The sequence below is a fragment of the Methylohalobius crimeensis 10Ki genome, assembly GCF_000421465.1.
GTDB classification, from domain to species: domain Bacteria; phylum Pseudomonadota; class Gammaproteobacteria; order Methylococcales; family Methylothermaceae; genus Methylohalobius; species Methylohalobius crimeensis.
The window spans coordinates 2075359-2093441 of sequence record NZ_ATXB01000001.1; the positions used below are offsets into that span (position 1 = coordinate 2075359).

Sequence of the window (18083 nt, forward strand, 5' to 3'; positions counted from 1 at the left end):
GAGTACTTTTATGAGCCAACGAATCTACATCGGCTTGAGCACCACCTACCACGATCCGGCCATCGCCGTCGTGGACGAAACGGGCCGGGTCTTGTTCGCGGAAGCGGCCGAACGCTGCTTGCAATACAAGCGCGGGCTGAACGTCCCTCCCGATCCCCTCCCCCATGTCACTGATTGGTTGGAGCGCTACTGCGACCACGCCGACACGTGGGTGATCGCCTCCAATTGGTCTAGGAAACGACCGTGGTACGAATACGCCAGCCGCTGGCTGGGTTATTTTCTCCCCCAAGGCTTGGTGGCGAATGGTTACCGCGATCATTCCACCTTTCTGGAAAAATACAAACTTTTTCACATGCTCGCCTGCCAAAATGCCAGCGTTCCGCTGGGAGGCATCAACCTGGTCCGCCAAGCAAGCGAGCTTTTTCCCGCAGTCGAACTCCGCTTCCATCACTTCGACCATCACGATTGTCACGCCGCCGCGGCGTGTTTTTCCAGCCCCTTTTCGGAGGGGAGCTGCCTGATCGTGGATTCCTACGGCGAACGCGGCTCATTGGCCGCCTACCATTATCGGGACGGTGCTTTCCAGCCGCTTCGCGTCGGCCGTGGAATCGCCAGTCTGGGTTTTTTCTACATGTGGCTGACCGAACTCTGCGGTTTCGACTGGCTCGCGGGGGAAGAATGGAAAGTGATGGGACTGGCCGCCTATGGACAGATAGACGACACCTTACGCCGACGATTCCGTAAAATGCTGTGGACGGAAAGTCTCGATCTGCGCCAAAACCTGGCCGCCATTCTGGCCGATGACGCCGAAATCGAAGCATTACGGCGCCGGCCCGGGAGATCGCCTTTGGAAGCGGCGGATCTGGCCCGGACCGGGCAGGAACATTTCACCGAGATCGTTTGCCAATTGGCGACCAACCTTTATCCTCTAGCCCCTTCTTCCCGACTAATCCTGGGCGGCGGATGTGCGCTGAACTCGGCATGCAACGGACGCCTCCTGGCGGAAACGCCTTTCGAGCATCTGCACGTCCCCTACGCACCGGCCGACGACGGCACGGCCCTGGGCGCGGCCTTGCTGGCCTGGCGGCGCGATCATCCGGGTCAGCGGCCGCCGCCCGCGTCTTCCCCTTATTTGGGGAGTTCGCTGGATCCGGTCTGGATCGAGAGACTTGTCCGTCATAGCGGTCTTCGCATGTATCATCTCCCCAAGCGCCTGGAAGAAACCGTCGCCGATTATCTGGCTCAAGGACTATTGGTGGGTTGGGTTCAGGGACGCGCCGAATTCGGCCCCCGAGCGTTGGGCAATCGTTCCGTTCTCGCCGATCCCAGGGATCCGGGTATGAAAAACCGGCTCAATACCCGGATCAAATTCCGCGAGGAATTCCGCCCCTTCGCCCCCGCCATCCTGGATGAATACGGCGCCGAGTATTTCCAGCCCTATCAGACCTCGCCCTACATGGAGCGGGCGTTGCCATTCAAACCGAAAGCGGCGGCCCAAGTGCCGGCGGTGGTTCACGCCGACGGCACCGGTCGCGTGCAAAGCGTGATTCGAGAATGGAACCCTCGGTTTCACCGCCTGCTGACAGCTTTTCATCGGCTCACCGGGGTGCCGCTACTGCTCAACACCAGCTTCAATCTGATGGGAAAGCCCATTCTCCACAACGTGGAGGATGCGGTGGCGACCTTCATGACCTGCGGGCTGGATATTCTGGTCATCGAAGATTATCTGTTTTTGAAACCCCATGTGGAATCCCTCTGAAGCCGAGATAGATTGGCTGCGTTCCCTCTTCGACCCCCTGGAAGACCCGGGACCGCCCAATTGGCCCGCTGCGCCGGAAGGACCTCTTATCGAACGATGGCAAAGCTGGTTTGCCCCCGTCGGAAGGTGGGAAGGCAGTTGGCTGGACGGCGTCGTAACCCTGGCCAACGCCCACACCGAAAGGGGAGCGGCACTACTGCGCTTGCAAGTGGCGATGGAAACAGCGGCAGCCGACCGGCGGCAAATCTTTAGGTCGGTAGGCGGCAACCCCTCGCCGGCTCTGCAGGAAGACCTTGCTTGGCTGACCGCTCTGGAGCGCCGGGGCGAGTTATTTCTGCCGGAAATCCTCGGGATCACCCTGGCCCATGCCCGAATGGGCGGCGGGATGTTCAGCTTCGGCCGCGCAAAACCGCCGACTCGAAATACTCCGGAAGAGACTCGAAGCGCTGCGGAGCAGAATTACCTCGAGGTGAAAGCGATGGCGGAAGCCTGTTTAGGGCCCGGAATAAACCCGGACCGGCTCGCCGCAGGATCGGCTTTCTACCATCGCCGCAGCCGCGCCTGGCTTGCCGCTTGGGAAGGCATTTCTTCCGATCCGCGCCGGCAGGCGCTTGCCCTTTTGCGGGAAAAAGCCCGCTACGGCAAAGGTTTGCATGATCGAATCCGTCTCAAAGGACGCAGTCTGGACGACTGGTTGGAGGCGTTGGCGGACGGAAAAGAAACGAGCTTCCCCGATGTTTTTCCAAATTCTTCCCTTGGCAGGCATTTTTTAAATCAGACGCTCGCATTCGGAGGGCCCATGTTCGGCGTATTCAGCCACGAAGAACAGGCCATTCTACGTCGCTGGCTGGAATGGGAAGAAACGTCCGATGCAACCCCCGCTCTCGGCAAACCGCCGCTTCCCACAACCGAAAATCCCATTCCCGCCGCGCCTTCCGTCTCACCGACTCGAAGAGCTGCGGAGCAGAAACCTTCCCGGCAGGCAAAACTCTCTCCCCCTCTCCTCTATCACCGGCTCTTGCATCCGGACCGATTTCCCCACAGCCTGCCGGCGGCCCGTCGTTACGTGCGAAAGATTCTGGCCCGCGCCGGCAGAGGTAAACTCCCTTTTTCCTACACGCCGGAAGCTTTTTGCCAATGGATGGAAGACACCTACGCAGAACGGATAGGCCCCGCCCCCGCTCGGACCTATCCGCTTCTATCCCAACCCTCTTACCGCTGGGGCATCGAGCAACTCGCGCCGGCGATTCTCGTGGACGGAAGCTGGCTGGCCAATACCTTGGCTTTAGCACGGACCTACCCCAGGGTGGGGCGGCCCTTGTGGAAAATCTTCCGAGATGAACTAGGGGACGGCGAAACCTGCCGCAACCACGCCAATGTCTATCGGAAACTCCTCAAGCAGGCAAATATTTCCCTGCCACCTTTCGATTCGGAAGCTTTCATCCATCACCGGGGATTCGTGCTTGGGGCGTTCGATATGCCCGCCTATTTGCTGGCCATCGGCCGCCTTCCCCACGCTTTCCTGCCCGAACTGCTCGGCCTGAACCTCGCCATCGAGCTGAGCGGCCTGGGCCAGACCTATCGGCGCTTGGCCAGGGAAATGGAGTATCACGGCTTCGATGCCACCATCGTTCGTCTGCATCAATCCATCGATAACCTCGCCTCGGGCCACGCCGCCCTGGCGCGCGATGCAATCATCGCCCATTTGGAAACAATGGATCGAGGCGGAGAGGAAACGGTCCCACGGCAATGGCGCCGGATCTGGACCGGCTATCGTTCGCTTCGCATCGCCTCCCGGCGCTTCGCCTGGGCACTGGTCATCGGTTGGGGATGGCGTTTCGGTCTGCGGGAGCGATTCTTGGGTCGGACGCCTCTCCCATGAGCGCCAAGCAGATTGCCCGCCAGCGCCGGAAAACCGCTTCCCAAGAAAGCGGCGTCGGTAATTCCCGGTAGCCTTTTCGCCAAATCCATCGGGGCTTCGGGGTTTCAAACATCTTCCTGAACGCTTGGGCGAAACCGAAGCGATCGCCGGGCTCCACCAGCCATCCGCTGCATCCGGGTCTCACCCAGCGCGACGCCTCTCCCACCCGAGTCGAGAGGATAGGCACCCGCCGCGCCGCCGCCTCCGCCAAGGCCATCCCGAAACTTTCGAAACGGCTCGGAAAGAGAAACCAATCGGCCGCATCCAACAGCCTGATTACCCGCTCAGGCGGCAGCGTTCCATGTTGAATCACCCGCCCGGCAAGCCCCAAGCGACGGATTTTTCCTTGCAGGCGCAGGGCATGGCCCGGGTCGAATCCGGCCGAACCGACCCAATGCCAGCGCCACCGATAGCGGCGCAATCCCGCCAAAACTTGCAACAGTTCCGAATAACCTTTGGCAGGCAAGAGATTGGCCACCGTCACCAACTCTGTCCTGTCCGAAACAAAGGCGGGACGGGGCAGAGAAGCTAAAAAGCGCCCATCCACCCCCGGCTCGCAGACCACGACCTTCGCCTCTGGACGCAACCGCCGCGCGGGTTCCACCAGACCCGCCCCGGTGGCTACCACCCAGTCCACGTGCGCCAAGGCTCGGGATTCGATCGCCTGAAGCGCTTGGCGCCGGGCGGGAGAAAGCCCCGGATCCAAGGAAGGCAGATAGTGAAGCAATAAGGCGTGGACGGACCCTTGGGGCAAGGATCGTTCGGCCAGATAAGGCATGAACAGGCTGTCCCAAAATATCAGCTTTGCCGAAGGCAATTTTCGATCCGATAACACCCACCCTAGCAGGGGAAAGCGGTCACGCCTGGCCTGCGCCAGCAAGGCGAAGTTGTAACGATGCCCTCCCGAAGGAAGGCGCCAGGGAGGATGGACGAGCAGGACTTGGGGCGCCGTATTGCTTGAAATCATACAAGTATCAGTATAATCGGCCCATGAGCTTTCCCATAAACGTCCGCTGTTCCGCCGAGCCGACCGGCAGCAACGAGGACGAAAAATACCTGACCCATTGGAGTGAACTCCACGCGGCGCTGATGCTGGGAGGGGCGGCGAATCTGGTCGCCGGGATCGTCACCCTGTCCGCCCTGGCGATCCTTGCCGGTTTTTCCTTTGCCTTGCTGATTTGGCAGGGACGGCGGCGGTGGACGTCGGAACAGGTATTCGGTTGCGCCAACTGGGTCACCCTGCTGCGTCTGACGGGAATTTTAGTCATGCTTGCCACCGCTGCGACCGGTCTCGGCGCGGTGGGCACGGCGTTTCTCCTCTGGACGCTCGACGGTCTCGATGGCTGGCTCGCCAAGCGTCATCGGAAAGTTTCTTCCTTCGGTGATCTTTTCGACAAGGAAACCGATGCCTTTTTCACCTTGAGCCTGACCGTGTTGCTTTACCAAGCCGTCGGCATGCCCGCCTGGATCATGCTCGGCGGCCTGCTGCGTTACGCTTTCGTTTTAATTCTGAAGACGGGGCGACGCAAGACCAGCGATCTCCCGCCCCTACGCTTCGCCCGCCCGATTGGAGCGCTTGCCATGGCGGGTTTGATTCTGGGACTCAAGCCCATGCCGCCAATTTATCATGGGGTCCTCGCGGTGCTGACCATCGCCCTGGGAATTTCATTCCTGATCAGTTTCTGGGTCATTTTCCGAAAGTCGTCATGTCCGCCCGCAAACCGGTAACTATCCAAGGACCGGAGGACATCCGCGCCTTCTTCGACGACCTGGCGAGCGATTACCGCGACCTGCACGGCAATGCCGAGCGTCTGCTCCGGTATCGGTTGGGGGTCATCGAGCGCTTGCTGGGGGCCGTGCCGAGAACGGCTGAGAATGGTTCAAGGAGCCACGATGAAACGTCCTCTTGCAATAATACCCTGTTGGAAATCGGGTGCGGCAACGGCATGCATTTGTTCGCGCTGGCTCACCGCTTCCGGCGCTGCATCGGGGTGGACCTTTCCCCCAAGATGATCGCTGCGGCCGAATCGGTCCGCCGCATCCACCCCTTGCGCGAACGGATCGAACTGTTCCCCGCCCCGGCCGAAACCTTGGAAGGGGTCCGGGATACCAGCGTCGATGTGGCGCTGTGCGTAGGCGTTTTGGAGCATATTCCGAACCAGGAAGCGGCGCTCTGCCAAATCAGGCGGGTGTTGAAGCCGGGAGGCGCATGCATCTGCCTGACCCCCAACGCCGGTTTTCTCTGGCATCGATGGGCGCCTCGGTTGGGACGGACCTGCCAATACTTGAGCACCGATCGCTTTCTGGATGCCGGCGAGGCCCGGCGGATGATTCGAGAGGCCGGTTTGGAGATGGCTCGGCTGGATTACTGGCGCTTCGTTCCTCGCGGCGATCTTTCCCCTCTCCTGGGATGGGGGTTGACCGTACTCGACTGGCCGGGGCGCTGGCTACATCTGGCCGTCCTGCGCGGCGGGTTGTGCTTCAAGGCCGTGCGGCGAGCATATCCAGTTGATGAATGATCAGCCCCAACCGCCCGGATCGCAGTTGATCCAGTCGCTCCCGGCGCCAACACGTCAATTTTCGTTCGGAAAATTGCCCCGAGGACCGGCCTTCGCCGTGAATCATTTCCAGCAGCGCGGCCAGCACCCCGGCATCGTCGCCCCGGTAGCTGTCTCGAATGGGTGTCAGATCCCAATCGGAACTGCCATAGGCGAGAATCCGCCAACCGCCGGCCGCCAACGCCCCATGGAGACGGCGACCACTATAAGCGCCCCCCGTCGCTTCCCCTTGCCAGCGTCGATTTTCCATGGAACGGTCGTAGCAAGCCAACAACTCGGCTTCCAGCGCCGGGTCGGAATGGGCGGGAAACAGCGTGGTGCCAGCATCGTAGTTACAGGTAGCGTAGAACAACCCGCCGGGCGCCAGCCAAGCGGCGGCGCGGGCCAGAATTCGGGATGGCGGGACCAGGTCCATGAAAGTATGGGCGCAGACCGCCCGGCACAGGGCCTTGGGTTCGAATTCAAGGCAATCGGCGCGGACGAAGCGAAACCGGCGCCGATACTCGGATCGCTCCGCCTCGAAACCCTCTTCGACCGCACGGCAATTCCAATCCGCCGACGTCAGCGCCTCCCGGCAACGGTCGATCGCGACCTCCACCAAAGCAGCTTCGCGCTCCACGCCCGTCAAAACCATATCGGGATTGGAAGCGGCCAAGGCCAAGCGCCGCATCATGGCCCCGGTGCCGGTGCCCAGATCCACCACCTCGGCATCGGGATAGGGAACAAGCGCCTGCAGAAAGTTTTCCCATACTTCCGGGTTGAGGCTGCGGCGGTCGAGGAGCGCCTTGGCTTCCAGATAATCCGCCAATTCAGCCGCCGTCATAGGCCGTCCAGGCATTGGCGTTTTCCCACATCCGCACTTCCAGGCGGATATTTTTCAAATCCAGGCGGTCCTGCAAATGCTCCCAGACGATTCGGCAGAAATGTTCGAGGCTGGGGTTGAGACCGGAAAATTCCTCCAAGTCGTTGAGACAGCGGTCGCCGAAACGGCCAAGCATGTGGTCCAGCGCCTCCTCCACTTGGGTGATATCCACCAGATAGCCGTGCCGGTCGAGATTTTCGCCGCTTAGCCGTACCTCCAGCCGATAAGGGTGACTATGACGCAGGTTTTCGGGGCCGAAATCGCCACCCACCAGGTAATGCTGGGCGATGAAATCACGGCTGACACCGAGTTGATACATGGCTCCTCTCCCTCAATAGAAAAACACGGGTTGCAGGGTATCCTCAAGGCTTTCAAAAGCTTGCTGAGCCTCCTCCAGGGGAAAACGCCGGCTGATCCAACGCGCAGGTTGGATTTTCCGAAGCATGTCCCAAGCCAAGCGGTAGCGGCGCGCCTTGGACCAACGACCGCCGATTGCCGGGTCCAGGGTGCTGACCTGGCTGGCGAGGAGCCGGATGCGGCTGCGATGAAAGCGCCCTCCCAAGGTCAAAGGAAGCGGTTGGCCGTACCACGATCCAATCACAACCCGACCGGCGAAACCGGTCAAATCGATCGCCTGCTGCAGCCCTTGCATGTTTCCGGAAAGTTCGATGGCCACATCGACCCCCTCTTCCAATGACCGTTTACAGGCATTCCAATCCCCGGGGTCGAGCGGATCGACCGTTTCCGCGCCCAAGCGGGTCCCCTCCGCTCTCCGCGCGGCGACGGGTTCCGCCGCCATCAGTCGATCCAAGGGAAAGCGTTTCAATATCGCCGTCGTCAGCAGACCCACGATGCCCAGCCCGAATACCGCCGCCCGCTCTCCCGCCAAGGGGGCCGCGTCTTGGACGAAATTGAGGGCCGATTCCATGTTGGGAAGAAACATGGCATCCTCCGTCGTCAAATCCTCCGGAACCGCCAGACATTCCTCCAGGGGCACTACGACCCGGGATTGATGGGGATGGAAGGCGAACAAACGCCGTCCCCGCCAGGCCGTCTCCACTCCCGCCCCGGTCTCGATCACCTCCCCCACCAGAGCATAACCGTAGGGAAAGGGATGGCGAAAACTGCCGCTCAAGCTGGCAAGGGTCTCGTCCAAGGGCAGGTCCTCGGATAAGCGGCCGGAAAACACCAACCCCTCCGTCCCCGGGCTGATGGCCGAACAAAGACTGCGTAGTACCACTTGCCCGGCCCCCGGCGGCGGCAATGTCCGTTCAACCACTTCCACCTTGCCGGGCGCGGTGTGCAGCAAAACGTGCGTGTTCATGGCCCGGCGGCGATTCTGCCCAGGACAACCAAATCGGCATCCAGGCGCTGGTAGCGGCAATTGACCAGCGGCACCGGCAGCGGCGCCTCGAGCGCTTTGACCCCGCCCAGAAAACGCGGCGCCAAGGTCAGAACGCAGTAGTCCACCAAATGCTGATGCAAAAACGCCTGAATGACGCAAGCGCCGCCCTCAACCATCAGGGTGCCGATTTCGTGACGGGCGAGGCAACGCAATACCGCCACCAGATCCAAGCGACCGGGTTCGGTTTCCGGCACCCTAAACAGCCGCACCCCCGCCGATTCAAGCCGTCTCTGGTGCGCCGCCGGCGCTTCGTAGGAAGTAAAAATCCACGGACGCTTGCGGGAAAATGCCAATACCCGCGCCGTTTCCGGAAAACGCAATCGACTGTCCAGAATCACCGGCCGGGGATCGTCGCCCGCCACGTAACGCACATTGAGCCGAGGATCGTCCGCCAGGATCGTCTCCACGCCCACCAGCAGCGCTTGGTGGCAGGCCCGGAGCGCGTGGGTCATTTCCAAGGATGCGCGGCAACTCAGCGCGCACGGCCGGCCCGGCTCGGAGGCGATGCTGCCGTCCAGGCTCTGAGCGTAACTAAGCGTGACGAAGGGGCGGTTGACGGCATGCAGACTATGCCGGAGCTGCTGCTGCCGAAGAGGACGCAGGAAAGCCAGATGCTCTGGAAATTGGAATTCCATTCGATCCATCAGCGATTAGGGTTCGGCCGCAATGGGCGGCAGGCTTTGCAGGTATTCGATGATGGCGCGCAAATCTTTCTCGGGCAGCTTGGAGATCCCTTTACGGATTATCTTGGCCATCTCGTCGCTGGCGGTGTCGCCGTCCGGCTTCATTCCAGTCTCGAAGAAATACAAAAGGTCCGTCTCGCTCCATTCGCCGATGCCGTATTCCGGGTCCGGGGTAATATTCGGCGCGTTCAATTCGCCCACCACGGAACCTGCATAGGCCCGGCTACGGTCGAGGGCGCCCATCCAATTGCGGGGAGTATGGCATTCGCCGCAATGACCCGGTCCCTGGACTAAATACGCCCCCCGGTTCCACTGCCCCGAACGCATGGGATCGGGTTGGAAACGCGCCGGACGGAAAAACAGCCAACGCCATCCCCACAGGCCGCGGCGCACATTGAAAGGAAAGCTCAAATCATGGGCCGGCGTTTGATGTCTGATCGGCGGAACGGTATCCAAATAAGCCTTTAAAGCGGTCAGATCCTCATCCTTCATAAGGGTGAAGGAGGTGAAGGGAAAGGCGGGATAATAGGGTTGGCCGTGAGGGGAGATCCCTTCCCGCAGGGCGCGGGTTAAATCCTTCTCGCTCCAGTTGCCGATTCCGGTTTCGGGATCCGGGGTGATATTGGGGGGATAAAACGTTCCGAACGGCGTCTTCAAGGGATCGCCGCCGGCCAGCATCGGCCCGTCCTCGGCGGTGTGACAATGGCCGCAACCGCCGAGGACAAATAGGTTTTCACCTCGCGCCAAAAGGGCTTCCGATGTGCCGGCTCGGGCCTGGAATCCCAATAGCCCGCTAAAGACAATCGCATAGAAAAAAGTAGAAAGGGGGGGCCTAATCATCCCGATAACGCTCATGGCAGGCGCTGCAGCCCTCTTTGCCCATTTTCTTGAAAGCCTGAGTCATGGCGGTCTCATCGCCGCTCTTGGCCGCCTCGACAAAATCCAGGCTCAAGCGCTCCAAAGCCCGGGCACGGGCGACGAAATCGTCCCAATTTCGCCAAATCCGCTTGCGAGCTTCGCTTTTGCGATGAGTGCTGCCGGGAGGAAACATGTCCGGAATCGATTTGGCGATGCCGGCAATCGCCTCTCCGTGCTCCACCGCATAAGGCAGAAATTGCTTCTGGCCGCCGATGAAAATCGCTTTCAATGCCGCCATATGCCCGCCGTTGGCTTCCATCACTCCCTGTCGATATTCAACGACGACTTCGACATCCGCGAAGGCGGGAGACAATACCGAGCAAGTCAGGATGACCGCAAACCAATGCTTATGCCTCATGACTAGACCCTCTTTGCCGAATACGGAAATTCGAGTATACAACCGTTCTCCGGAACGTTACTACCCTGACTGAGTGGCCGATCCGGCCGAGATTGTCACCCTTTTGTCCGGCCGCACCGTGATGACGCGGAAAAAAGTACCCTTTCAGCTCCAAACCTGTTGCTAACCCTCAACCCCCTGTGTTATGAATTAACTCAGATCCGAATACGAACAACTGCGCTACGAGGATCAAGATGAATCAATCCGTCCGCCAGGGTCTATTTATATCCCTTCTTCATTGGTTCCTCGTTTTCGCGATCGTTTGCCAATTGCTTATCGGCTGGTATCTGAGCTTTTTGTCCGATGCCGAAAATTATCGTATTTGGCTTGGCGTCCACTTAACTTTTGGGATAGGGTTAATGCTTCTGGTATTGACCGCTATCGTTTGGCGCCTGATTCATCCCGTCCCCGCCTATTCGAATACCCTCCCCCGCTGGCAACGCACCGTCTCCCTGATATTGATCTGGTCGATCTATCTTTTTGTCTTGCTGTCGCTGATTTCCGGCTATTTGGCGCTGGCATTCGATGCGAAAACACCGGACTTGTGGGGGGTACAACTGCCTTTGGGAACCTGGGCGGACTCATCCCGGCATTTATTCTTCAGCCATTTGCATACCGCCTTCGCAATCGGTTTGATCGTTCTTCTGGCCATCTTACTCGTGCTGGCGGTCGTATCCTTGTGGCGAGGCACCGGACTGACGGGAAAACTTTGGATAGCGGGCGGGGAAGCAACCAAAACGTTGGTACAGGCGGATACCGGCGAACCGGCGCGAGAAGATAGAATCATCGCCTGGAATTTTCGCCTTTTCGGATGGGTGACGTTCTGGGCTCAATTGATGATAAGCCTCATTACCGTTGTTTTGCTTGTTTTCGCCACCTCGGGCCGTTATTTCAGCGGGATGCAGTCGGGAATCGAAAATGCCATATTTTGGGCGAAATTAGGTCTTGTTATTTTATTCGTATCGATCATTTTCTTCTTCTACTGCACGCGGCTGGCAAAAAAGGGAAACCCCAGACCGGTTAAGACGGATTCCGGAAGAGCGGGTAAGATCCGCTTTTTACACGCGGGATTCCTCATGGGGAACGTCGGTATAATCGCCGCCGTGATGGGCATCGCCAGCACCATCAGTCTGCTGATTGCGAAAACCATCTCCCAACCGCCGGGCATCGCCATCACCGATCCAAACAAGATCGTTCGGGCTTTGGACGTCTTCGTGCTGGTTTCCAATTTCAACGTGATGGTCGCCCATGGCATCGGCATCATGGCGACCCTGTGGTTGATCAACCGAGTTTACCACTACGCCATTTCGTCCAGTTGATCTGACTTTTGGGCTCCGCGCCGGCGATCGTCTGCTTATTCCATGCAGGCCCGAGCGCCGTCAGTCTTCGAAATTGACGGTGGGGATACAGTTCGGGCTCGGGGTTACCAGTGCGCCGCTCGGATCGTAGACGGCCACGTCGAACGCATCGTCACCGCACTCGCCCGCATCCAATACAATCCGTGACTGGGCTTGGCCGATCATTTCGACAACGCCGTGGTCCGGGGGCCCGCCGAATGGCCCCGAGAAAGGTTCGACCGTCCGAACCATCACGTCTCCGAATTCGCTTTGCACCCGATAGCGGTAAGCTTCGGTATGCACCTGCGACGCGCTCAACGCATTGGACTCGTAACACATCTCCCTCACCGTCAGCGGGATTCCGTTGTAGTCCATGGAGATGGCATCCGCTTCGAAATCGAAGGTCTGAATGCCGGTGGCCGCGAAAAATCGGACTCGGTGAAGATAAGCGCCGCCGCTGGAAAAAGCGGTCGCGCCTTGTTGATGGGTGAAACCGTCAAAGCGTACCTGGGCGGCGTAGGACCAGTCCGAGGAAAAACTATTGTCGGCCACGCCGTCTGACTCGGTGACATCGACGGTCATTTCTCCCGCCATGACCACATCATCGCCCAAGCCGCAGTTGTCCAACCGCAGGGAAACCGCCTCTCCCGCATTCAAACGCCCGTTGCCCGCATCCGTCCCGCTCTCAACGCCGTTCGCATTTCCGAATCGAGTGCAAGAAATGCTTCCCGAACCATCGGTTGCTATCCTCCTCGCCAATTGATCGCTGAGCGACGAGGTATCGGCCAGCCAATTCTGGATACGGAAAACCGCTTCCCCTACCGGAAGCCCGTTATTTGCATCGATCGCCAATGAACCGTTTCCCGTTGCCGGCCCGCAGCGACCGGTGGCGACGAATTCCACCGGCGGAGAATTGAAATGAACGTCCCCGTCGGGCGACCAGTAGCCGGCGATCGCCTGGAACGTCCCGCCGCTGAATCCTTGCAAGCCGCTCTCGAAAATTTTGACCGATTCCGTTTCCTCCAAGCTGCGGGGGCCGTCATGGGCTAGAAGGCTGTTCGGATTGCCGTCCCAAACCTGCCAGATACCGTCGCTGTCCTGCTGAAAGAAACGTCCGTTCAGACTTCCGATGACCACGATGGCACCGGTTTGATTTACGTGCTCGGGCGCCACCCCGATGTCGATCGTTACCGACACGGTATCTTGATCGGAGAAGGCATGACCAAAGCTGGCCCCACCGTCTTTGCTGGCGCCCCCGGTGAAAGTGGCATGGGAAGCCGCACCGCTGAAAGTTTGCGCGCCCAACTCCGGCTGGGCGTTGCCCGTGGAGGCCGCCGTTATCAAAAAGAGCGCCGCCCCGGAAACAAGCCGCTTTCTCGCCTCATTGTGCCGATGCGACTGGAAAAGGCGTGCGCTTTCGAGGGCCGAGAAGATATGATTTTTTCGCATACGAGTCACCTAACCAAGATAGATAGAGTCTAGATAGAGTCGCCCCAATCCTCCTATTTACCGGCCACCGGGACCTTGATGTCGCCCGCCTCGACCGCGACCGGGCACCCCTTCCCTTTCCACGCATCGCCGGAAAGCGGGCAGGTGATTTTCTTCGGAGGCCCGCTGCAACGCTCGAAGCACCGCCTGGACATCGGGAAATTCCGCGCTTTGCGCCAAGAGTCGGGCATACATCTCTTTGTTTTCGATTTCCGCCTCGACCCCCGCCTGACAGGCCGCCAACAAAGAAGCAGGCGCTGGCACGCGCGATTCCCAGTCATCGGGAGGAACCGGCACGCCATATTTTTCGAACAAGGGAAGCAATGCCTGAATATGGCGGCTTTCCGCTTCCACGATATGGATGAACGGCCTGACCTCCCCGAATCGTTCGATGACCTTTCGGTACATGGCGCGGGCCTTGTATTCGTCGTCAATGGCTTCGTTAAGAATACCAGCTAGCTTTTCATTCATGGCATTATCCCGGGAGGAAAAGAAATTGGACTTGGTTGACATTCGCGAAGGTCCGGGGAGAGCGCTCCGGAATACGCTGTAAATACCTCCATGTACGCTCGAATCGCAGCGTCCATGCTGCGAACGATTCCGGAGCGCTCTCCCCGGACCCCACTAAAAGTTTGATATAACCCAACGCTAACACAACTTAGTCGTCCGCGGTCAAAGCGCTCGCCGACAAGCAAGGAATCGCACCGGCGGGTGCCTTTTCTTCCGCTGTGGAAACCTCGATTTCGGTGCGATTGAACCGCTGGATGGCTTCGTCCATCCAGCGAAAGAAAGGCCCGGCGAAAGAGGTCTCGATTTGATCGAAATAGAGTCGGCTGGCGTTGACCACCACGAACACCGAACTGACATGGTGCAGCATGGCTGCCAAAATAGGATTCAAGAGACCGAAGGTGGCGAGCACCAAGCCGACACTGTTGAAGCCGGTCGCCCAAGTATAGTTTTCCCGAATGTTATCGGCCATCTTATGGCTCAATGCCAGAATCGAAAGCAGGCCTCTCGCGTCCTGGTTCAGGATCACCACATCCGATGAAATGATCGCCAAGTTGACGTTCTTCTGGCCGCCGATGGCGATGCCCACATGCGCCACCGCCAGCGCCGGGGCATCGTTGACCCCGTCGCCCACCATCGCCACCTTGCCGGTACGCTGGTATTTTTTCACCAGGGCGGTTTTTTCCGTGGGCGTACAGTTGAAATAACATTCGTCCGCGTTGATATATTCGGCGACCCGTTTGGCTTCTTGTTCTTCGTTGTCCCCGGTGGCAAGAATGACTCGCTTTACACCATAGGCGCGGATGGCGTCGGCCAGATGCCACATTTCCGAGAGCATGATGTCGCGAATGACGATCACGCCTTTAATTGTTCCATCCAATGCCACCCAGATCGCCCGGCCGGTATATTCGATATCCGGAATGTCGATGCCGTGCTGGGCCAGAGTAGCGGGGCTGCCGATCAATACTTCCCGGGTTCCGATGAGCCCCTTAATCCCCCGGCCGGGAAGATCTTCCGCATGATCCACCGAGAGGAAATTTTTGACGCCTTGATTTTCCGCATACTCGATGATCGAGCGGGCGATGGGATGATCGAATCGCGCCTCCACCGAGGCGGCCAATTGCAATAGATCTTGCTCGGGGAAGTCGAGGGGGATGATTCGGCTGACCTCCGGCTCGGCGGTGGTCAAGGTACCGGTTTTATCCAAAATCAAGGTCTGGATATCGCGCATGTTTTCCAAGGGCTCCCCGCCCCGGGCCAGGATGTTTTCCCGCGCGTGACGTCCGATGGCGGCGGCAAAGACGGTGGGCGTCGCCAACGCCCAAGCGCAAGGACAGGTCACCGCAAGCGCCGTGGCCATCACATGCAAATCGCCGGTGACGAACAACAGCAAGAACGCATAGGCGGTGACCGATGCCAACAGGATCTGCACGGTGGTATCGGCGCGTTGCTGGCGCGTCGATTTCTTCTCCAGGCCGGCTTCGATCTCCCGGCCGATGACCGCGAGGAACGACTCGTCGCCGTTTTTCTCCGCCTGAATCACGAGGGGGGCGGTCAGATTCAAGGTGCCCGACACCACTTGTTCGCCTTCCTTTTTGGCCACCGGAAAAGGCTCACCGGTCACGAAAGACTCGTCGATGGAAGAATTGTTCTCCTGAATCATCCCGTCCACCGGAATCATTGCGCCCTTGGGAACGAGGACCCGATCTCCCTGACGGACTTCTCGAATGGGGATTTCCCGGACTTGATCGTCGGCCAGGACCTGAGCGGTTCTTTTGCTCTGGCGGATGAGCGCCTCGATTTTCTCGCGGTTCTTGCGAATGATGGTGAACGAGATATACAGGCCCAAGCCGATAAACCACGCCACCATCGCCCCGCTCAAGGGTTCGCCGTCGATCAAGGTCACGATCATGACCAGTACGATCAGCAGTTCGGCCGAGACCTTGTGCATCAGCAGGACGTTCTTCAGCAAGCTCTCCAAGTAGAGCCCCAAGCAAACCAAATAGAAGGGAATACCCAGCCAATACAAGACAGGCTTGTGATAAAACGCGTCGATGCCGAACAAGACAACCGGAATAACCGCCGCGATCACCCGCAAAAGCATGATGTCCCGGTAGGGAGCCCATTGCGAAAGCCGGGCTTCAAACCGTTCGAAATAGTCCGCAAGTTGCGAGGTCTGCATAACGTCACCTCTGGCGCTTCGGAAGCTGCATTGGGAATGTCCGCCACCAAGATATCATCGATCGGGATCAGAGACACCCCATGGCCCGATTCACGGAATTACCGGGCGCCTTCGGACTTCAGACAACCGTAAAGAAAATGCCGAACCACCTGCTTGACCCAGGCGTCGATCTCGGTCTCCGCGAAGGGTTGCTCCAGCCCCAATTGCTGCCGCTGGAAATGTTCGCCGCGCAGCGCGCTGATAAATTGTCCGGCGAGAAAACGGCTGTCCGCTTCGATTACGCGCCCGGCCTCTTGCTGCATGGCGAAAAATTGACTCAACCGCCGCAGCGTGCGCTCGGGGCCATTGCGATAAAACTCGGCGGCAAGTTCCGGGAATCGCTGTGCCTCGGCCAGGATCAGGGCGCGCAGACGGGCACATTCCGGCCGACCGATGCGGCCGAGAAATATGCGACCGAAATCCACCAAAACTTCCTCCATGGGGCGTGAACGGATTTTTTCCAAAGGGAGTCCTGCCACGAATTCATCGCTGACACGGTGAACGACCGCTCCGAACAGATCCGCTTTGCCGCCGAAATGGCGATAGATGGTCCGCAACGATACGTGCGCCTCTCGCGCGATGGTCTCCAAACTCAGATTACCGTAACCGTGTTCGGCAAACAGCTGCATGGCATGGTCCAGAAGCTGGTCGCGTCGTGCCTCTTCCTCGCCTTTGCGGGGGCGGCCGGAGCGGGTTTTTATCGCCATAACTGCTCGGATGATTGACTTGCCATTAATGAAAAGAAATATTACCTTATCATTTTTGATCGCAAACGCGGTAGCCCACCGTTTGGAGAACCGACCTTATGTCCGCAATGTTCGACGCCACCCTTGAAGCAAACAGGCCACACCCCGAGCGGTTACCGACCGGGGCAAACTTTGGGCTCTTCTATCTGGCACTCTGCGCCTTGGTGCTCTTGCCGCTTTCGGGCTGTGGCAAATCCGAGCAGCAAGCCGCACCGGAGGCACCCCCACCGGAGGTCAAAATCGCTCAACCCGTCCAGCGGGAAGTGATGGAATGGGATGAATATCCGGGCAAGATCGAAGCGGTGGAGTCGGTCGAGGTGCGCGCCCGCGTGGACGGCTATCTGGAAAAAGTCAACTTCGAGGCCGGCGATCGGGTGAAACAGGGCGATCTGTTGTTCATCATCGATCCGCGACCCTTCCAAGCCGAGTTAAACCGCGCTCAAGCGGAATTGGAAGAATCCAAGGCCCGTCTGGAACTCGCCCGCAGCAATCTGGCGCGCGCCGAGCAACTGCTCGAGAAACATTTCATTTCCCGGGAGGAATACGATGCGCGCCGGGCCGAAGTCAAGCAAGCGCGCGCCGCGGTAAGGTCCGCCGAAGCCGACGTGGAGATGGCAAGGCTGAATCTGGAATTCACTCAAGTCCGCTCCCCCATTGACGGGGTCGTCGGCCGCGAACTGATCACCGAGGGCAATCTGGTGAAAGGCGGAGGCGCCGACGCCACCCAACTCACCTTCATCGTTTCCATCGACCCTGTCTATGCTTATGTGGCCGTGGATGAAAAATCGGCACTCGAATACCGGCGCCTTGCCGAACAAGGCGTGTTTCCCAAGGGGAGCGTCGCGATGGAACTCGCCTTGGCGAACGAAGCGGGCTACGCCTATAAAGGACAGATCGATTATGAGTCGCCGCGCTTCGAGGTCGCCACCGGCACCCAGATGTTACGGGGCGTGTTCGCCAATCCGGAGGGACTCCTCAAACCCGGTTTGTTCGTGCGGGCCCGAGTCCCGGCAAGCGTTCCCTATCAAGCGATCCTGTTGCCCGATCGGGCAATCGCTTCCAGCTTGGCCCAGAAAATCGTCTGGGTGATGGACGAGAACAACCAGGTTGCTTCCCGTCAAGTAACGTTGGGGCCTCTGGTTGAGGGGCTTAGAGTCATCCGGGAAGGATTGAAGCCGGATGAATGGGTCGTCGTGGAAGGCATACAAAAGCTGAAGCCCGACATCCGAGTGAACCCCGAACGGATGACCGCCACGCCCACCGAACCGCGCTGATCGAAAG

Annotated in this window: 17 protein-coding genes; 6 read left to right on the forward strand and 11 right to left on the reverse strand. The window is 59.2% G+C overall.

Translation table 11 applies throughout. The annotated features are described in order from the left end of the window. Positions 1-10 precede the first annotated feature (10 nt). Positions 11-1759 (forward strand): carbamoyltransferase family protein, encoded by a 1749-nt coding sequence (locus H035_RS0110420; protein WP_022948916.1) that lies wholly within the window; start codon positions 11-13, stop codon positions 1757-1759. After that, positions 1743-3641, forward strand: coding sequence for an iron-containing redox enzyme family protein (locus tag H035_RS19225; protein WP_022948917.1), 1899 nt, complete (start codon positions 1743-1745; stop codon positions 3639-3641). Before H035_RS0110420 ends, H035_RS19225 begins: the two co-directional genes overlap by 17 nt. Here H035_RS19225 and H035_RS20810 read toward each other — a convergent pair. After that, complete coding sequence (locus H035_RS20810; RefSeq protein WP_022948918.1) at positions 3577-4647, reverse strand: glycosyltransferase family 4 protein; 1071 nt, start codon at positions 4645-4647, stop codon at positions 3577-3579. The genes H035_RS19225 and H035_RS20810 overlap by 65 nt on opposite strands. 23 nt (positions 4648-4670) lie before the next feature. On the opposite strand from H035_RS20810, the gene H035_RS20815 reads away from it, so the two are divergent. Both H035_RS20815 and H035_RS20820 read left to right on the forward strand, forming a co-directional pair. Further along, positions 4671-5408, forward strand: coding sequence for a CDP-alcohol phosphatidyltransferase family protein (locus H035_RS20815; RefSeq protein WP_022948919.1), 738 nt, complete (start codon positions 4671-4673; stop codon positions 5406-5408). Then, positions 5387-6199, forward strand: a complete 813-nt coding sequence (locus H035_RS20820; RefSeq protein ID WP_022948920.1) for a class I SAM-dependent methyltransferase — start codon at positions 5387-5389, stop codon at positions 6197-6199. The genes H035_RS20815 and H035_RS20820 overlap by 22 nt, the downstream gene beginning before the upstream one ends. Here H035_RS20820 and H035_RS0110445 read toward each other — a convergent pair. Genes H035_RS0110445 through H035_RS0110470 form a run of 6 tightly spaced genes read right to left on the reverse strand, consistent with a single transcriptional unit; the run spans position 6162 to position 10464 of the window. Continuing rightward, positions 6162-7076: a class I SAM-dependent methyltransferase gene (locus H035_RS0110445; protein ID WP_084684881.1), complete on the reverse strand. Its 915-nt coding sequence runs from the start codon at positions 7074-7076 to the stop codon at positions 6162-6164. The genes H035_RS20820 and H035_RS0110445 overlap by 38 nt on opposite strands. Next, the gene (locus H035_RS0110450; RefSeq protein ID WP_022948922.1) at positions 7048-7419 is read right to left on the reverse strand and encodes a 6-pyruvoyl trahydropterin synthase family protein; all 372 of its coding nucleotides are present in this window, start codon (positions 7417-7419) and stop codon (positions 7048-7050) included. Before H035_RS0110450 ends, H035_RS0110445 begins: the two co-directional genes overlap by 29 nt. Before the next feature lie 12 nt (positions 7420-7431). After that, on the reverse strand, positions 7432-8424 hold the full coding sequence (locus H035_RS0110455) for a zinc-dependent alcohol dehydrogenase (RefSeq protein ID WP_022948923.1): 993 nt from the start codon (positions 8422-8424) through the stop codon (positions 7432-7434). Then, positions 8421-9140 carry a RibD family protein gene (locus tag H035_RS19245; protein WP_022948924.1) on the reverse strand — a complete coding sequence of 240 codons (720 nt, stop codon included), beginning with the start codon at positions 9138-9140 and terminating at the stop codon, positions 8421-8423. Before H035_RS19245 ends, H035_RS0110455 begins: the two co-directional genes overlap by 4 nt. A gap of 15 nt (positions 9141-9155) precedes the next feature. Next, entirely contained in the window at positions 9156-10028 is an 873-nt protein-coding gene (locus H035_RS0110465) for a cytochrome c (protein ID WP_152486013.1), read from the reverse strand. After that, positions 10021-10464: a c-type cytochrome gene (locus tag H035_RS0110470; RefSeq protein WP_152486014.1), complete on the reverse strand. Its 444-nt coding sequence runs from the start codon at positions 10462-10464 to the stop codon at positions 10021-10023. Before H035_RS0110470 ends, H035_RS0110465 begins: the two co-directional genes overlap by 8 nt. Positions 10465-10697: 233 nt before the next feature. Between H035_RS0110470 and H035_RS20825 the strand changes: the two genes are divergently transcribed. Further along, positions 10698-11822, forward strand: coding sequence for a DUF3611 family protein (locus H035_RS20825; protein WP_022948927.1), 1125 nt, complete (start codon positions 10698-10700; stop codon positions 11820-11822). A gap of 60 nt (positions 11823-11882) precedes the next feature. Here H035_RS20825 and H035_RS0110480 read toward each other — a convergent pair whose 3' ends face one another. The 4 genes from H035_RS0110480 to H035_RS0110495 form a co-directional block, all read right to left on the reverse strand. After that, positions 11883-13289 (reverse strand): hypothetical protein, encoded by a 1407-nt coding sequence (locus H035_RS0110480; protein WP_022948928.1) that lies wholly within the window; start codon positions 13287-13289, stop codon positions 11883-11885. A 57-nt stretch (positions 13290-13346) separates the two neighbouring features. After that, positions 13347-13799 carry a ferritin-like domain-containing protein gene (locus tag H035_RS0110485; protein ID WP_026596492.1) on the reverse strand — a complete coding sequence of 151 codons (453 nt, stop codon included), beginning with the start codon at positions 13797-13799 and terminating at the stop codon, positions 13347-13349. 187 nt (positions 13800-13986) lie between these two features. Beyond that, positions 13987-16017 carry a heavy metal translocating P-type ATPase gene (locus H035_RS19250; RefSeq protein ID WP_022948930.1) on the reverse strand — a complete coding sequence of 677 codons (2031 nt, stop codon included), beginning with the start codon at positions 16015-16017 and terminating at the stop codon, positions 13987-13989. Between the two features lie 98 nt (positions 16018-16115). Continuing rightward, positions 16116-16763, reverse strand: a complete 648-nt coding sequence (locus H035_RS0110495) for a TetR/AcrR family transcriptional regulator (protein ID WP_022948931.1) — start codon at positions 16761-16763, stop codon at positions 16116-16118. A gap of 98 nt (positions 16764-16861) precedes the next feature. On the opposite strand from H035_RS0110495, the gene H035_RS19255 reads away from it, so the two are divergent. Then, complete coding sequence (locus H035_RS19255) at positions 16862-18076, forward strand: efflux RND transporter periplasmic adaptor subunit (protein WP_084684883.1); 1215 nt, start codon at positions 16862-16864, stop codon at positions 18074-18076. Positions 18077-18083 lie beyond the last annotated feature (7 nt).

Bases quoted from the DNA above. Each gene is read 5' to 3' on its own strand.
- H035_RS0110420 (WP_022948916.1), top strand. From the start codon at position 11: ATGAGCCAACGAATCTACATCGGCTTGAGCACCACCTACCACGATCCG.
- H035_RS19225 (WP_022948917.1), top strand. From the start codon at position 1,743: ATGTGGAATCCCTCTGAAGCCGAGATAGATTGGCTGCGTTCCCTCTTC.
- H035_RS20810 (WP_022948918.1), bottom strand. From the start codon at position 4,647: ATGATTTCAAGCAATACGGCGCCCCAAGTCCTGCTCGTCCATCCTCCC.
- H035_RS20815 (WP_022948919.1), top strand. From the start codon at position 4,671: ATGAGCTTTCCCATAAACGTCCGCTGTTCCGCCGAGCCGACCGGCAGC.
- H035_RS20820 (WP_022948920.1), top strand. From the start codon at position 5,387: ATGTCCGCCCGCAAACCGGTAACTATCCAAGGACCGGAGGACATCCGC.
- H035_RS0110445 (WP_084684881.1), bottom strand. From the start codon at position 7,076: ATGCCTGGACGGCCTATGACGGCGGCTGAATTGGCGGATTATCTGGAA.
- H035_RS0110450 (WP_022948922.1), bottom strand. From the start codon at position 7,419: ATGTATCAACTCGGTGTCAGCCGTGATTTCATCGCCCAGCATTACCTG.
- H035_RS0110455 (WP_022948923.1), bottom strand. From the start codon at position 8,424: ATGAACACGCACGTTTTGCTGCACACCGCGCCCGGCAAGGTGGAAGTG.
- H035_RS19245 (WP_022948924.1), bottom strand. From the start codon at position 9,140: ATGGAATTCCAATTTCCAGAGCATCTGGCTTTCCTGCGTCCTCTTCGG.
- H035_RS0110465 (WP_152486013.1), bottom strand. From the start codon at position 10,028: ATGATTAGGCCCCCCCTTTCTACTTTTTTCTATGCGATTGTCTTTAGC.
- H035_RS0110470 (WP_152486014.1), bottom strand. From the start codon at position 10,464: ATGAGGCATAAGCATTGGTTTGCGGTCATCCTGACTTGCTCGGTATTG.
- H035_RS20825 (WP_022948927.1), top strand. From the start codon at position 10,698: ATGAATCAATCCGTCCGCCAGGGTCTATTTATATCCCTTCTTCATTGG.
- H035_RS0110480 (WP_022948928.1), bottom strand. From the start codon at position 13,289: ATGCGAAAAAATCATATCTTCTCGGCCCTCGAAAGCGCACGCCTTTTC.
- H035_RS0110485 (WP_026596492.1), bottom strand. From the start codon at position 13,799: ATGAATGAAAAGCTAGCTGGTATTCTTAACGAAGCCATTGACGACGAA.
- H035_RS19250 (WP_022948930.1), bottom strand. From the start codon at position 16,017: ATGCAGACCTCGCAACTTGCGGACTATTTCGAACGGTTTGAAGCCCGG.
- H035_RS0110495 (WP_022948931.1), bottom strand. From the start codon at position 16,763: ATGGCGATAAAAACCCGCTCCGGCCGCCCCCGCAAAGGCGAGGAAGAG.
- H035_RS19255 (WP_084684883.1), top strand. From the start codon at position 16,862: ATGTCCGCAATGTTCGACGCCACCCTTGAAGCAAACAGGCCACACCCC.